At 61.6% G+C, this 13,920-nt stretch carries 15 protein-coding genes; 7 read left to right on the plus strand and 8 right to left on the minus strand.

What is annotated here, in order from left to right; translation table 11 throughout:
* Positions 1-61 precede the first annotated feature (61 nt).
* Genes M5C56_RS05000 through M5C56_RS05010 form a run of 3 tightly spaced genes read left to right on the plus strand, consistent with a single transcriptional unit; the run spans position 62 to position 2,681 of the window.
* Positions 62-1,048 carry an ABC transporter substrate-binding protein gene (locus M5C56_RS05000; protein WP_103499576.1) on the plus strand — a complete coding sequence of 329 codons (987 nt, stop codon included), beginning with the start codon at positions 62-64 and terminating at the stop codon, positions 1,046-1,048.
* An 8-nt stretch (positions 1,049-1,056) separates the two neighbouring features.
* Complete coding sequence (locus M5C56_RS05005; RefSeq protein ID WP_100941672.1) at positions 1,057-1,860, plus strand: ABC transporter permease; 804 nt, start codon at positions 1,057-1,059, stop codon at positions 1,858-1,860.
* On the plus strand, positions 1,848-2,681 hold the full coding sequence (locus M5C56_RS05010) for an ABC transporter ATP-binding protein (protein ID WP_103499575.1): 834 nt from the start codon (positions 1,848-1,850) through the stop codon (positions 2,679-2,681). Before M5C56_RS05005 ends, M5C56_RS05010 begins: the two co-directional genes overlap by 13 nt.
* Positions 2,682-2,766: 85 nt before the next feature.
* Here the strand turns inward: M5C56_RS05010 and M5C56_RS05015 are convergent, their stop codons facing one another.
* The 7 genes from M5C56_RS05015 to M5C56_RS05045 all read right to left on the minus strand — a co-directional run bounded on the left by M5C56_RS05015 (position 2,767) and on the right by M5C56_RS05045 (position 9,009).
* A complete protein-coding gene (locus tag M5C56_RS05015) occupies positions 2,767-4,254 on the minus strand; it encodes a DASS family sodium-coupled anion symporter (protein ID WP_103499574.1) in 1,488 nt (495 codons plus the stop codon).
* Between the two features lie 110 nt (positions 4,255-4,364).
* Positions 4,365-4,802 (minus strand): heme-binding protein, encoded by a 438-nt coding sequence (locus M5C56_RS05020; protein ID WP_103499573.1) that lies wholly within the window; start codon positions 4,800-4,802, stop codon positions 4,365-4,367.
* Between the two features lie 67 nt (positions 4,803-4,869).
* A complete protein-coding gene (locus tag M5C56_RS05025) occupies positions 4,870-5,652 on the minus strand; it encodes an ABC transporter substrate-binding protein (RefSeq protein ID WP_103499572.1) in 783 nt (260 codons plus the stop codon).
* 161 nt (positions 5,653-5,813) lie between these two features.
* Positions 5,814-6,167, minus strand: a complete 354-nt coding sequence (locus tag M5C56_RS05030; protein ID WP_103499571.1) for a RidA family protein — start codon at positions 6,165-6,167, stop codon at positions 5,814-5,816.
* Positions 6,164-7,564 (minus strand): NAD(P)/FAD-dependent oxidoreductase, encoded by a 1,401-nt coding sequence (locus tag M5C56_RS05035; protein ID WP_103499570.1) that lies wholly within the window; start codon positions 7,562-7,564, stop codon positions 6,164-6,166. Before M5C56_RS05035 ends, M5C56_RS05030 begins: the two co-directional genes overlap by 4 nt.
* The gene (locus M5C56_RS05040; protein WP_103499569.1) at positions 7,557-7,895 is read right to left on the minus strand and encodes a (2Fe-2S)-binding protein; all 339 of its coding nucleotides are present in this window, start codon (positions 7,893-7,895) and stop codon (positions 7,557-7,559) included. Before M5C56_RS05040 ends, M5C56_RS05035 begins: the two co-directional genes overlap by 8 nt.
* A complete protein-coding gene (locus tag M5C56_RS05045) occupies positions 7,885-9,009 on the minus strand; it encodes an FAD-dependent oxidoreductase (RefSeq protein ID WP_103499568.1) in 1,125 nt (374 codons plus the stop codon). Before M5C56_RS05045 ends, M5C56_RS05040 begins: the two co-directional genes overlap by 11 nt.
* Before the next feature lie 166 nt (positions 9,010-9,175).
* Between M5C56_RS05045 and M5C56_RS05050 the strand changes: the two genes are divergently transcribed.
* A complete protein-coding gene (locus M5C56_RS05050) occupies positions 9,176-10,096 on the plus strand; it encodes a LysR substrate-binding domain-containing protein (RefSeq protein WP_103499567.1) in 921 nt (306 codons plus the stop codon).
* Positions 10,097-10,172: 76 nt separating this feature from the next.
* Here the strand turns inward: M5C56_RS05050 and M5C56_RS05055 are convergent, their stop codons facing one another.
* The gene (locus M5C56_RS05055) at positions 10,173-10,964 is read right to left on the minus strand and encodes a GntR family transcriptional regulator (protein ID WP_103499566.1); all 792 of its coding nucleotides are present in this window, start codon (positions 10,962-10,964) and stop codon (positions 10,173-10,175) included.
* A gap of 249 nt (positions 10,965-11,213) precedes the next feature.
* On the opposite strand from M5C56_RS05055, the gene M5C56_RS05060 reads away from it, so the two are divergent.
* The 3 genes from M5C56_RS05060 (at position 11,214) to M5C56_RS05070 (ending at position 13,916) form a co-directional block, all read left to right on the plus strand.
* On the plus strand, positions 11,214-12,227 hold the full coding sequence (locus M5C56_RS05060) for an SIS domain-containing protein (RefSeq protein ID WP_103499565.1): 1,014 nt from the start codon (positions 11,214-11,216) through the stop codon (positions 12,225-12,227).
* A 2-nt stretch (positions 12,228-12,229) separates the two neighbouring features.
* On the plus strand, positions 12,230-13,084 hold the full coding sequence (locus M5C56_RS05065; RefSeq protein WP_103499564.1) for a PfkB family carbohydrate kinase: 855 nt from the start codon (positions 12,230-12,232) through the stop codon (positions 13,082-13,084).
* 61 nt (positions 13,085-13,145) lie between these two features.
* Complete coding sequence (locus tag M5C56_RS05070) at positions 13,146-13,916, plus strand: ABC transporter substrate-binding protein (RefSeq protein WP_103499563.1); 771 nt, start codon at positions 13,146-13,148, stop codon at positions 13,914-13,916.
* Positions 13,917-13,920: the final 4 nt, after the last annotated feature.

The following is a 13,920-nucleotide window of genomic DNA, read 5'->3' on the forward strand; positions in this document are numbered from 1 at the left end:
GCGTCTTGCCCCACTGCCCCGAGATATACCAACTAAAAAACCAACATTCCGGGAGTGCACAATGATCAAGTCTTTCGTCTCGCGCTGCATACGTCCACTGGCCTTGACCGCTATCGCAGCCGGCGTTGCCGGTGGTGCCCAGGCCGGCACCCTGTCGATCGGCCACACCACCTGGGTCGGCTACGGCACCCTGTACCTGGCCCAGGACCTGGGCTACTTCAAGGACAAGGGCCTGACCGTGGAACTGCCGACCATCGAGGAAGCTTCCATGTACATGGCCGCGCAGGCCTCGGGCAAGCTGTCCGGCTCGGCCTCGACCCTGGATGAAATCCTCAAGTACCGCCCGCAATTCTGCTTCAAGGCTGTCGCTGCGCTGGATGAAAGCCATGGCGGCGACGGCGTGCTGGTGGGCAAGGAGGTCAACAGCCTGCAGGAGCTCAAGGGCAAGGCCGTGGCCGTCAATGAAGGCTCCGTCTCGCAGTTCTGGCTCAACTACCTGCTGAAGAACGCCGGCATGAAGATGAGCGACCTGACCATCCAGAACATGACCGCCGACGATGCGGCCACCGCCTTTATCGCCGGCCGCGTACCCGCCGCCGTGACCTGGGAACCGCACCTGAGCACCGTGCGTGAAAAACACACCGGCAAGGTGTTGATCGACAGCAGCAGTACCCCCGGGGTGATCGTCGATGTGGTGGCCTTGAACTGCGAGGTCGTCGACAAGCAGCCGGAAGATGTCAAAGCCCTGGTCGCCGGCCTGTACAAGGCGGTGAAGTACACCCAGGAACATCCGAAGGAGGCCTACGCGATCATGGCCAAGGGCGTCGGCGGCTACCTGGCGGACCCGGCGGAACTGGCCTCGGCGGCCAAGGGCGTGCGTTTCTATGACCAGGCCATGAGCGAAGCCCTGCTGGGCAGCAATGGCAGCAAAGGTGCCGCCGAAGGCGTGCTCAAGCTGGCCAACGAAACCGCCAGCGAGTTGCAAGGCAAGCCTTACAACGTCAGCTACGCCGACCTGATCGACAATCGCTTCATCACCCCGAAATAGGAGGCGGCATGTCCAAGCGTAATTCGTGGTTGAACCGCTGCCTCACGCCCAAGACCGGCTTGCCGGTCCAGGTGGTCTGGAGCGCCAGCGGGCTGGCCTGGGTACTGCTGATCGGGCTCTGGGCCGTGCTGTCCTATGGCGGCGTGGTGCCGGCGATGTTCCTGCCCACCCCGGGCGCCGTGCTGGAGGCGGCGCTGCGCCTGAGCCGTGACGGCACCCTGGGGCCGCATGTCTGGGCCAGTGTGGAAGTGGTGATGGTCGGTTTTATCATCTCCTCGCTGGTGGCGGTGCCCATCGGCCTGCTGATGGGCAGTTTCCGGGTGGTGCAGGCGTTCCTCGAGCCGCTGGTCAACTTTATCCGCTACCTGCCGGTCACCTCGTTCGTGCCGCTGTTCATCCTGTGGATCGGCATCGGCCTGGAACAACGGGTCTCGGTGATTATCTTCGGGGTATTTTTCCAGCAACTGGTGATGATTGCCGACGTGTCCAAGGGCGTGTCCAAGGACCTGGTCAACGCCTCCTACACCCTGGGTTCCAACCGCATGGATGCGGTCCTGCATGTGATCGCCCCGGCATCACTACCGGGGGTGCTGGACACCCTGCGGGTGACCATGGGCTGGGCCTGGACCTACCTGGTGGTGGCCGAACTGGTGGCGGCCTCCAGCGGCCTGGGCTACCTCAGCCTCAAGGCCATGCGCGGCTTCCAGGTCGACGTGATTTTCCTGGCGATCGCTGTTATCGGCCTGTTGGGGCTGGTCACCGATCAATTGTTCAGACTTCTTCGCTTGAAGGTGGCCGCATGGGCTCAGTAACGGCAACATCCCCCCGGCTCGTCACGCCAATGAGCATCGCCCCCAGCGCCGCCCCGCGCCTGCGTGTCGACAGCGTCAGCCTGCAGTACAAGACGCCTTCGGGCGGAACCTTCACCGCCCTGGAGAAGGTCTCGTTCGAGGTGCCCGACCAGCAGTTCGCGGTCCTGGTCGGGCCTTCGGGCTGCGGTAAGTCGAGCCTGCTCTACCTGACGGCGGGGCTGGCCGAACCCACCTCGGGCGATATCTATGTCGGTGGCCAGTTGGTCGACGGCCCGGGGGCCGACCGTGGCATGGTGTTCCAGAGCTACACCCTGTTTCCCTGGTTGACGGTGCGCAAGAACATCGAGTTCGGCCTCAAGCGCCGTGGCATCGCCGCCGCGGAGCGCCGCGAGACGGTGGACTACTACCTGAATGAAGTCGGCCTGCTGAAGTTTGCCGATAACTATTCCAAGCAGCTTTCCGGGGGGATGATGCAACGGGTCGCGATAGCCCGCGCCCTGGCCAACGACCCGCAGATCCTGCTGATGGATGAGCCCTTTGGGGCGCTGGACAGCCAGACGCGCCTGCAGATGCAGCAACTGCTGCTCAAGGTCTGGGAGCACACCAAGAAGACCGTGCTGTTCGTGACCCATGATATCGACGAGGCCATCCTGCTGGGCGACCGCATCTTCGTCATGGGCGCCCGGCCGGGGCGGATCAAGGAGGTGCTGGACGTTCCAATAGGCCGGCCGAGAACCCTGGACATGGTCATGGACCCGGGGTTTATCCGGATGAAGCGGGAGATCTTTCATCTGCTGCATGATGGGCCGGAAGAACACTAGGCCGCGAGGGCTCAAGCAGGGAGCTACCCCCGTATAAGCAAGCCCAGTCGTTGCCGATTGGGCTGAACTTCATCACCGACGCCGCTCACATCCACCCCAGCCATGCCCAGTAGGTACTGGCAAACACCAACAGCAAGACATAACCGATCAGCGTAATCACCACGCCAACCCGGGCGAATTGTTTCGGGTTGAAGGTCTCCGTGCCCAGGCACACCATATTCTGCGGCGCATTGATGGGCAGTATGAAGCCGAAGCTGACGACGAATCCCAGGAGCATGGTCATGCCCAACCGACTGAAATCCCCCGGCAGGTTGTGCAGGACCGCCATCAGGATCGGCAGCAGCGCCGAGGTCAGTGCGGTAGCACTGGCAAACCCCAGGTGGATCAGGATCAGGAAGCCGCTGAGCACGGCAAAAACCCCCAGCGTGCCGATTCTGTCCAACCCGGTGTGCCCGACGACCTGGGCACCCAACCACTGCCCGGCCTGGGTGGTCAACAGCGCGGTGCCCAGGCTGATGCCGACGCCGAAGACAATCACGGTGCCCCACGGGATTCGGGCTTGCACGTCCTTCCAGGTCATGACCCCGAAACGCGGCAGCAGCAACAGCACCAGCCCGGCATAAGTCGTCGAGGTCGTATCGAAAGCATGCAGTCTGCCTTCGGTCGCCCAGGCCAGGAGCAGCAGGCAAGAAACAACCGCCAAGCGTTTCTGCGCGCCGGTCATTGGTCCCAGCTCAGCCAGGCTGGCCAGGATAGCGGCTTTGCCACCGGGCACCTGGTCGGTTTCGGGGGGCAATATTTTCAGGACAATGACGATCAACACCACCGACATGACGACGGCCCAGGGCGCCCCGGCGATAAACCAGTCGATCCATGACACGCGCTGGCCGAGCATCTTGTCCATGAAGCCGACGGTCAACAGGTTCTGCGCGGCGGCCGTTTGAATACCGACGTTCCAGATACTCGTTCCCTGCGCGACGATGATCATGATTCCTGCCGCGATATTGGAGCGTTTGGCAACGCCGAAGGCCGCAATCACTCCCATCATGATCGGCACCACGCAAGCGCTGCGCGCCGTTGCGCTGGGCACCACCAGGCTGAGCAAGACGATGACCACCATGGCGCCGAGCAATACCCGCCGGGTACTGCCGCCGACTTTCGCCAGCGTCACCAGCGCGATACGCCGGTCCAGCCCGGTGTGCGTCATCGCGGCGGCGATAAACAGCGCACCGACCACCAGTGCCAGGGCTGGATTGGAAAACCCGCTGAGCGCCATGGTGACGCCGGCCGAAGAGCCGTAGGTCAGTGCGGGGTTCTGCAGCGTCGGGGCGGTACCCAGCAGAATCGCCATCAGCGACGTGATCATGATTGCACTGGCTTCGTAAGACACCGCCTCGGTGACCCAGACCGTCACCGCGAAGACGAGAATGGCCAACATCCGTTGCCCGACTATAGGTAAATCCGCCGGTAGCGGCAGTATCAACACGATCACCAGGGCAAGGCATGCCGTGATCAGCCCGAGTGGAAATTGCACCGCTGCCGCGGGTTTTGCCTGGGAGCCCGGATCACTCATCAATTGCTCCCCTCAGAGGATGCCGAAAACATGACTGGATACTGTGTGCGTATTCAGCCATCAATTGCCGGCGATGCGCTTGAGCCAGGTCAAGGCTGCGGATCACCCGCTCATCGGTGAAGTCCGCTGTCGTCGAGCGCGGCACTCAACAGGGTATCAATCACCAAACGGGCCAGTTCGGCATCCTGTTCCGCCTTGACGCCAGACACCCCAATGGCACCGATGCAGTGGCCTGCATGCCAGATGGCGACACCGCCTTCAAGCATGCCTTGCAGGTTCGGCGCACTTAGAAAAGCCTGGCGCCCACCATTGATCATGTCTTCATAAACCTTGCTATCGCGACGCCCCAGCGCCGCGGTGCGGGCTTTTTCCATGGCGATATAACCGGCAATCGGCGCCGTATGATCGAGGCGCAACAGGCCCAACGGATGACCGCCGTCATCGACGATGGCAATTGCCACGGGCCAGTTACGGCTCTGGGCCAGATCCTTTGCCACCGAGAGCATTTGCGACACCTGTTGTTCACTCAGTAATGCCTTGGTTTGCATCTTGACTCCGACTGACAAAGAAAACGCCCGCATGCTCAAGCATGCGGGCCGAAACAACACCCGATCCCTACTCGCCGTAGATATCGAAATCGAAATACTTCTGGCGAATTTTGTCGTAGGTGCCATTGGCTCGAATCGTCGCCAATGCCCGATTGAAACGAGCGGCCAGCGGATCGTTCTTGCGCACCGCAATACCGATACCGGTGCCGAAGAATTGCTCTTCGGTAAAATTCGGTCCGACGAACTCAAAGTCGCTCCCTTCCGGCCGTTTCAACAGGCTTTCATCGATCACCACCGAACTGGCCATGGTGGCATCGAGTCGCCCGCCCAACAGGTCGAGAAACACTTCATTCTGCGAGCCGTAACGGATCACCTCGGCACCGGCCGGCGCGAATTTTTCGGTCACGTAGCGATCGAAATTGGTCGCGCGCTGCACGCCGATCCGCTTGCCTTTGAGCTGAGCGGGAATATCGCTGATACCACTGCCTTTCCTGAACACCAGACGTGCCGGAATACGGTAGTAGCGATCGGTAAAATCAACCGACTTCAGCCGCTCGGGGGTGATGGAGACCGATGAAATCACCGCATCGACTTTCTTCACCTTGAGCGCGGGAATCAGCCCGTCGAACTCCTGCTCCTGCCACAGGCATTGGACTTTCATCTCCGCGCACAGCGCCTGGCCGATGTCGTAGTCGAAGCCGACGATGGTGTTATCCGGCGTCTTCGAAGCAAACGGCGGGTAAGCCGCTTCGATGCCGATACGTAGCGGTTGCTCCGCCGCCTGCAGGTTGACAGCAAACGCCAGCAACGAGGCAAGACTGACTTTCAGGACAAGGCTTTTTACGTTCATTCATAGCTCCGGATGCGATGTTGTTTATGTCGGATGCTCCGCAAGCGAAGGCGTCCGTTATGGCAGCAGCAATGTGAACTGGCGGAAGTGGCGACTCTGGCGGTCGACTACTGTGTCCTTGCGCAAGGCTTGATCTGGCGCAGCGGGTACCACGGTGAAACTCAGACGGCGGCGGTGACGATCAACTCCAGGAGGATCCCCGGGTCATCGAACATCACCTGGGCAGTGGCCCGTGCCGGCGTCTGCCCGGCATCGACCCAGGCGCTCCAGGTTTCATTCATGCCGGTGAAATCGGCAGCCATGTCTTTCATCCAGACCTGCACGCTGAGCAGACGGCTCTTGTCGCTGCCGGAGACTTCCAGCAGTTCGTCGAGCCGTTGCAGAACCTGGCGTGTCTGGCCCTGGATGTCCTGGCTGCAATCGGCGGCGACGATGCCGCTGAGCCAGGCCACGCCGTTATGCACGACGCTGCGACTCAGGCGTGGATTGCTTTCGATGCGTTGAATACGGCTCATAAGTGCTCCTGGGTGTGGGCTGTCTCGCCGGCCAGTTGGGCAAGCGTGATGGGTTTGAGGGGCGATCGAATGCGGTAGTAACCAACCTCGGCGGCGGGAACCTGGCGATGTCCGGCAATGATTTCAGTGACACTCAAACCGCACAGGCGCCCCTGGCAAGGCCCCATGCCGCAGCGCCCGAAAGCCTTGGCTTGATTGGGTCCCAGACAACCGAGTTCGACGTGCCGGCGAATCTCACCGGCGCTGACTTCCTCGCAACGGCAGACAATCACCTCGTCGGCGGGAATGCGGTTTTGCTGTTGCGGGCGGTACAGGGCATCGATCAGTGGCCGTGCCGCACGTTGTTGGCGCAAGGCCTTTCGATAAGGCATGGCGAGTTCCTGCAAGCGTTGCCCGTCGATTTTTCCCGACCTTGCGGCAATCGCCAGCCCAGCCAGGCGACCTTCGAGCAGCGCCACCTGAACGCCGCCGATGGCACCACCGTCACCCGCGATAAAAACTCCCGGCAGGCTGGTTTCACCCCAGCTGTCACGGCGTGTAATCCAGCACAGTTGCTGTTCGCTCCAGTCATGCTCGAGGCGCAACGACCAACTGACCTGGGTGTTGGGCACCACACCTTGATGCAGCAGAACCAGGGAAGCGGGAATCGTCCAGCGACGCCCATTGCTGTCGAAACTCAGGGCTTCGGCCTGCGCCTGGCCTTCGATACGCAAGTCCCGCGCAGCCCGAAAATGCCTGACCCCGGCGCGCTTCAAGGCAACCAGCAAGCGCAGGCCCTTGAGCAAGTCGCGCCAACCGCGCAATGCACCAGGGACTTTGCGCCAGGCACGCCGCAGGTCGCCCGGGCCACTGGTGTCCACCAGCGCTTCGATCGCGATCCCGGCACGCAGGTATTGCGCCGCAAGCAGGTACAACAATGGCCCGCAGCCCGCCAACAGCAACGGGCCGGCCGGCACCATCGCCGCGCTTTTGAGCAGGATCTGCCCGGCACCGGCGGTCATGACACCGGGCAGGGTCCAACCGGGAACCGGCATCGGTCGTTCGAACGCACCGGTGGCGATCAAGACATGCTGCCCCTGCAAGATTTCGGCGCGCCCCTCGATCAGGTAGTGCACCTGACGCTGCGGCGTCACCTGCCAGATCGCCGTGTTGGCCAGGTAACGGGCCCCACAGGCGAGGAACTGCGCGACGAGCCCAGCCCCCGCCGCATAGTCATCGCCCAATACGCCGCGACGGCGCGCATCGGTCTGCAGGATATTGCGATAGATCTGCCCGCCGGGGCTGCCCTGTTCATCCAGCACCACCACCGAAAGCCCATATCGCCTGGCCTCAAGGGCGGCGCTCATTCCAGCGGGGCCGGCGCCGATCACAATCAGGTCGGTTGTCTGCCTATTCATCAGCGCCTTCCTCGTCGTGTTCAGCGACCAGGAAATCGCGAGCGCCACGCTGCCTGAGCACACGCATCCCCGCTCGCACCGGCAGCAGGCACGCCTGACAATTGGCTTGCCCATCCACTTCGACCAGACACTCGAAGCACACGCCCATCATGCAGTAGGGCGCGCCGGGCCTGCCGTTGACCGCGCTTTCGCGGGTATGGGGGACCCCGCTGAGCAGCAACGCGGCGGCCAGGGAAATGCCCTCAGGCACCGACAACGACGCTCCTTCGAATTCGATCCGCACGGTTTTTCCCGCAGGCCCCAAGGCCCGGAACAAGGTGTCAGCCGACATGACGCACCTCATGCTTGGCAGTGAAACGTCGCAAACTGAAAGGTCCCACCGCCGGATCCGCGCACTCACCGCCAATCCAGGGCGCCAGGCGCAAGGCGTGAATCGCAGCCAGGGTCACACCGCTATGGCAACTGACGACAACCGCCCCCGGGCAGGCCGGCGACGCTTCATAGATTGGAAAACCATCGGCGCTCAACACCCGTAGCGCCCCCCAGGCCCGAACCAGCCGTACCTGCGCCAACTGCGGAAAGCAGCGCACGGCACGCGCGGCGATAGTAGCCATCACTTCACTGCCGGTAGCGTCGTCGAACCCCACGGACTCATGGGAGTCGCCCAACTGCACCGTGCCTTCGTCGGTCTGGCGCACATAGGTGGTGGGGTAATGCAGAAAAGGCTTGAGGCGCTCGGTGACCAGGATCTGCCCGCGATTGGGGCTCACCGGCACGTCCAACCCCAACTGCGCGCCCAGTTCACGGTTACCGAGTCCGGCCGCAAGGACGATCTGCCCGGCGTACCAACGCTGGTCACCGGCATGCAGTTCGAAGCCCGAGGCTCGTTGGCCAACGGCGCTGACCCGCTGGCCATTGATGATCCTGACCCCGCGCAGCCGGCAGGCGGCATACAGGGCACGCAACAACTTCAACGGATTGACGTGACCGTCCATGGGCGAATAACAGCCCCCCACCACCGACGGCCCTACGCCAGGCAAGCGGCTACGCAGTTGCGCCGAGTCGAGCAGTTCGAACGGATAATCGCCGTTCATGGATTTGCGCAGCCAGTGCAGCTGGCGGCTTTCGTCGGCCATCTCGGCATCGCTCAGGCATAGCTGGAATCCGCCGGCCTGGCGCAGATGCAGGTCGATACCGGTATCGGCCTGCAAGGAGGCGGCGAAGCGTGGCCACAACGCCACCGAGTCGCGCGTCCATTGCGCATAGGGACTCATCCCATAACCCTTGCCCTGCACCCATAACAGGCCGAAGTTACCCCGCGCGGCCCGAAAGGCGTCGTCGCCCTCATCCAGGACGCTGACCTGACGACCGAGCAGCGCCAGCCCATAGGCAATGGACAACCCCACCAAACCGGCACCGACGACAATGACATCAGTTTTTTGCATGAGTCCCGCTATCGCTCTCACACACCGAGGAATCACCCTCAGCGCAGGCATTACGCCTGGATAATCTTGATGCAAACGATCCTAGAGAGCTGACAGCGACTTGAAAAATGCTTTATTTTGGTAAACCCATGTCTTTTTGTTATGGATTTTCCCAAGGGATAGCGCCATGAACCTTCGTCAGCTGGAAGCCTTTCGCGCGGTGATTCTGGGCCAGACCGTGACCCGTGCCGCCGAGATGCTGCACATCTCGCAACCGGCGGCGACACGACTGATTGCCAGCCTCGAGGAGGACATCGGCTTCAGCCTGTTCGACCGTATCAAAGGCCGACTCCAGCCCACTCCCGAAGCCATGACCCTGTATCAGGAGGTGCAACGCTCGTTGCTCGGCGTCGAGCGTATAGCGCGGACAGCACAAGATATCCGCAGCTTGAAACGCGGCTCGCTGCACATCGCTTGCGCGCCGGCCATGGGCCTGTCGTTCCTGCCCCGCGCCATCGCCGCCTTCATGGCCGAGCATGACCAGGTGCAGATTTCGCTGGTGGTGCAATCATCGCGGGAGGTGGTGGACCTGGTGGTCGGCCAGCGTTGCGACCTGGGCATCATCGTACTGCCCAACACCTACCCCAGCCCGCGTGCCGAGAAACTGTTGGCCACCCGCATGCTCTGTGCCCTGCCGGCAAACCATCGCCTACAGGACAAGACCACGATCCGGCCGGAGGATCTGCGCGGCGAGGCGTTTATCTCCTATCCGCAATCCATCGGTTCGCGTCAACACATCGACTCGATATTTGCCGCTCATGGGGTCGAGCGTGAGCTGCGCCTGGAAACCCAGCTGTCACTGCCTATGTGCATGTTCGTCGAGCAGGGATTGGGGGTGGCCCTGGTCGATGCCATCAGCGCCGTCGAGTACCGGGGCAGTGGCATCGTATTCCGGGCGTTCGAACCGGCGATCGAAATGGACTTCAGCATGCTGCTGCCGGTCCAGGGGCCGACGTCGAAGCTGCAGGCCCGCTTTCTGCAACACATGCAGCAGTTCATCGCCCAGGAGGTTCCTGCGCACTATCGGTTTGAAACGGGAATGCGGTAAAGCCACTTATTTCAAACCGGTTTTCGGGCAAGGTCGGCGGATAAAAGCCTGCTCGGCACAAACGCCTTCGGCTGCCTCACTGACTGGAATGAAAGCTGCCAACCCGACTGTCCGCCAGCTTGAACACCACACGCTGCGGGTGATTGATCGAGACCAGATACTCCACCGGCTGCCCCTGGGTATCGAATATCACCCCCCGATAAACCAGTGCGGGCGTGCCAGGGTCGACTTCCAGCAGCCGCGCTTCCTGGTCATTCATCGTGGCAATGCTCAACGTACCCTCGTCACTGTCTATTTCGATCTGATACCGCGCCAACAACAAGGCATACAACGAGGCGCCCTCGATCAGATCCCCCGCTACCAGCTCCGGCACGCGGGCGGCAGGAATGTAGCTGGTCTCGATGCAGAACGGCTTTTGGTCCACGGTACGCAGGCGCCTGATGGTCAATAACACATCGCCTTCCCGAATCTTAAGCAGCTTGGCGACACGGACGCTGGCCTGGGTTTGTTCGAAGTAGAGCAATTTGCTGCCGGGCCTGGCCCCGGCCTGTTCAACCACTTCGGCGATGCCTTTGCGCGCCACGGTGTTGAGTGGCCGCTCGACACCCGGAGCGGTCACGAAGGTTCCGCGATTGCCCCGCCGCTCGAGAACCCCGCGATCGATCAGGGTTTGCAGCGCCTTGCGCAAGGTCATCCGGCTGATCCCCAGGTGTTCGGCCAGATCCCTTTCCGCTGGGATCCGCTCAGTCGGTCCGAACTCAGGGCGCTCCAGCATTTCCAGCAGCGCTTGTACGGCCTGCCAGGCAACCTGTTTGCGTTGGGGCACGGGAAACGCCACATCGGCGGGTTTGGAAGGGGGCACTTTCATGGTCTACATCCTGGATTATTTTTTCTGGCGATCCAGTGCGACTGTAAAAAACAAAAACCGCCGCAAATCCGCCAACTTGACAATAACAAAGGAAACCCGGCTCAGGAAAACCCTGGAAACCGCCTGTTCCGTCCATTAGACCACGGGGAAAAAGCCTTGTAATGGTATTTTTCATGGTATAGCTTTTGGTCTAAATGGTGGTCATGAACAGCAGCCTGAACCACCGCAACAAGGCACCCAGGAGCCCACATGGCGATCCAGTTCAACCGGGAAGGTTTCATCGCGTCCTTGCAGCAATCCGTTCAAATCGTCGACGACGCCCAGCAATTTGGCCAGGAGCTGGCAACGCGGATTGACCGCATCTATTTCGTCAGCTGCGGCGCTCCCAACCGCATCATGCTTGGCCTGCAGTACTGGCTTGAGCGCTACAGCCACTCGCTGGAAGTCCGTCGTTATTTCCCGGCCGAGTTCATGGACATCGACCCGCCGCGCCTGGATGAGCGCACCCTGGTCGTCCTCGCATCCAAGTCCGGAACAACCCAGGAAACCATCGCCGCCGCACGCTTCCTGCAAGGCAAGCCATGCCTGACCGTGGGCGTGACTCAGACCGCCGAGCTGCCACTGGCCCAAACCGTTCAACATTGCTTCCTGCTAGGACGCACCGACGAGGCGTACTTCGGCTGCTTCATGATCCTTCAGGCATTGATCGGCGGCATTCTGGCCAAACGCGAAGACTGGCCACTGCTGGACAAACTCACCCGCTCACTCAAAGCGCTGCCACGGGCGCTGGCCGATGCGGCGATCAACAACGACCAACGCGCGACCGAAGAGGCACGCCGCTATAAAGATGATCGGGTCATGTACTTCCTCGCGTCGGGGCCGATGTTCACCACGGCCTATGTGTTCGGCGTCTGCGTGGTGATGGAAAGCCAATGGTTGCACTGCCTGCCAGTGGAGGCCGCGGAGTTTTTCCATGGCCCGTTCGAAGCCATCGATGCCTCCACCCCGCTGCTGCTGCTGGTCGGTGAAGATCCCAGTCGAGCACAGATGGAACGCGTCGTAAGCTTCTGCCAGCGCTATACCGAACGGGTCATGGTCTACGACTCCAAGGATTTCCCGATGCCCGGCATCGACCCGGAGATCCGCGCGATTGTCGCGCCCTACATCGTCGGCATTGCCGCTGAACGCATCGCCGCCCATCTGGCGGTCTGGCATCAGCAACCGCTGACGACTCGCCGCTACATGTGGAAAACGGAGTACTGAGCATGGCCGGCCTGATCGCAGTGGGCGATAACACCCTGGATGTATACCTGGACCGGAACATCGAATATCCGGGCGGGAATGCGCTCAACGTCGCGGTATTCGCATCCCGGCTTGGCGCTCGCGGCGCCTACCTGGGCTGCGTGGGCGATGATCGGCATGGCCGGCACTTGCTCGATTGCCTGGAAAAAGAAGGCGTGGATGCTTCCCGTTGCCAAACGCTGTCGGGGACCAATGGCTGGGCCTGTGTCGACAGCCGCGAGGGCGAGCGGGTGTTTCTCGGCAGCGATCCCGGTGTGTGTCGTCAATTGCGCCTCAATGCCGAGGATCTGGCCTACCTCAGGCAATTCCCACTGGCACATAGCAGCCTCTACAGCGGTCTCGAAGAGCAACTGGCGCAGATTCGGCATGCCAGCGGCTGCCTGTCCTTCGACTTCTCGGACAACTGGGTCGAGTTCGATTGGCGGGCGCTGATCAAGCATGTCGATATCGCTTTTTTCTCGGCGGCCGACCTGCCTGCGCAGGAAGCCTATGAGCTGGCGCTCTCGATGCGGGCCCTGGGCCCGGCAATTGTGGTGATCACTCGCGGGGCTCTGGGCGCCCTCGCGGTCGACGCACGGGGTTTGCAGGAACAACCCAGCCGGCCTTGCACGTTTGTCGACAGCATGGGCGCCGGTGACGGCTTCATCGCGGCGTTTCTGCTGGCCTGGCAAGCCCGGCACAGCCTCGCGGGGTGCCTGTTGCAAGGTGTCGATTATGCCGCCCGGGTGTGTGGCTGGAGCGGTGGTTTTGGCCATGGCCAAGCCCTGGACGCCGAACGTTCCGAGCAATTGAAACAAGCCTTGAACACTCAAGGCTGACGCATGCTGCCCCAGGCCAACCCCGGGGCTGTTCAACCAACCTGTCGTGGATACCCTGTCGATGAAAAAATGTCTGATCGGTTTGATGCTCGTGGCCAGTCCGCTGATGACCTGGGGCGCCAGCCAAGAGCTGCGTTTCGGGGTCGACCCCACCTACCCGCCCTTTGAGTCCAAGCGACCGGACGGTTCGCTGACGGGTTTCGATATCGAGCTGGGTGAAAGCCTGTGCACCGAGTTGAAACGTCATTGCGTCTGGGTGGAAAACGCCTTCGACGGGATGGTCTCGGCCCTTAAAGGCAAGAAGTTCGACGGTATCCTCTCCGCCCTGTCGATCACCGAAGAGCGCAAAGCCGAAATCGCCTTCTCCAACACCCTGTATGACACCCCGGCTCGCCTGGTGGCACCTGAAGGCAGTCCCTTGCAGCCAACGGCCGAATCCTTACGCGGCAAACGCATCGGCGTGCAGCAGGGCAGCGTTTTCGAAACCTATGCCAAGCGGATGTGGGGCCTCAAGGGCGTTGAGATCGTGCCCTATCAAAGCAGTGACTTGACCTATTCGGACTTGATCAACGGGCGACTGGACGCCGCCTTCGATGATGCGATCGCGATCTCCGAAGGCCTGCTCAAAAAGCCGATCGGCAAGGGTTTCGGCTATGCCGGGGACGTCGTCAAATCCCCGGAAATCTTCGGCCCCGGAACCGGGATCGGTTTGCGCAAAAATGACACCGCCCTGGCTGGCGAAATCAATCAGGCGCTGGAGAGGATCCACCAGAACGGCACCTATGAGCGCATCGCCAAAAAATACTTCGACTTCGACATTTCGCCGAAATAAACCA

The sequence above is a fragment of the Pseudomonas sp. MWU13-2862 genome (genome assembly GCF_023242495.1).
GTDB lineage: Bacteria > Pseudomonadota > Gammaproteobacteria > Pseudomonadales > Pseudomonadaceae > Aquipseudomonas > Aquipseudomonas gingeri_D.

What these genes read in the sequence shown, in the direction of transcription:
- M5C56_RS05000 (WP_103499576.1), top strand. Translation starts at nt 62, where the DNA reads ATGATCAAGTCTTTCGTCTCGCGCTGCATACGTCCACTGGCCTTGACC.
- M5C56_RS05005 (WP_100941672.1), top strand. Translation starts at nt 1,057, where the DNA reads ATGTCCAAGCGTAATTCGTGGTTGAACCGCTGCCTCACGCCCAAGACC.
- M5C56_RS05010 (WP_103499575.1), top strand. Translation starts at nt 1,848, where the DNA reads ATGGGCTCAGTAACGGCAACATCCCCCCGGCTCGTCACGCCAATGAGC.
- M5C56_RS05015 (WP_103499574.1), bottom strand. Translation starts at nt 4,254, where the DNA reads ATGAGTGATCCGGGCTCCCAGGCAAAACCCGCGGCAGCGGTGCAATTT.
- M5C56_RS05020 (WP_103499573.1), bottom strand. Translation starts at nt 4,802, where the DNA reads ATGCAAACCAAGGCATTACTGAGTGAACAACAGGTGTCGCAAATGCTC.
- M5C56_RS05025 (WP_103499572.1), bottom strand. Translation starts at nt 5,652, where the DNA reads ATGAACGTAAAAAGCCTTGTCCTGAAAGTCAGTCTTGCCTCGTTGCTG.
- M5C56_RS05030 (WP_103499571.1), bottom strand. Translation starts at nt 6,167, where the DNA reads ATGAGCCGTATTCAACGCATCGAAAGCAATCCACGCCTGAGTCGCAGC.
- M5C56_RS05035 (WP_103499570.1), bottom strand. Translation starts at nt 7,564, where the DNA reads ATGAATAGGCAGACAACCGACCTGATTGTGATCGGCGCCGGCCCCGCT.
- M5C56_RS05040 (WP_103499569.1), bottom strand. Translation starts at nt 7,895, where the DNA reads ATGTCGGCTGACACCTTGTTCCGGGCCTTGGGGCCTGCGGGAAAAACC.
- M5C56_RS05045 (WP_103499568.1), bottom strand. Translation starts at nt 9,009, where the DNA reads ATGCAAAAAACTGATGTCATTGTCGTCGGTGCCGGTTTGGTGGGGTTG.
- M5C56_RS05050 (WP_103499567.1), top strand. Translation starts at nt 9,176, where the DNA reads ATGAACCTTCGTCAGCTGGAAGCCTTTCGCGCGGTGATTCTGGGCCAG.
- M5C56_RS05055 (WP_103499566.1), bottom strand. Translation starts at nt 10,964, where the DNA reads ATGAAAGTGCCCCCTTCCAAACCCGCCGATGTGGCGTTTCCCGTGCCC.
- M5C56_RS05060 (WP_103499565.1), top strand. Translation starts at nt 11,214, where the DNA reads ATGGCGATCCAGTTCAACCGGGAAGGTTTCATCGCGTCCTTGCAGCAA.
- M5C56_RS05065 (WP_103499564.1), top strand. Translation starts at nt 12,230, where the DNA reads ATGGCCGGCCTGATCGCAGTGGGCGATAACACCCTGGATGTATACCTG.
- M5C56_RS05070 (WP_103499563.1), top strand. Translation starts at nt 13,146, where the DNA reads ATGAAAAAATGTCTGATCGGTTTGATGCTCGTGGCCAGTCCGCTGATG.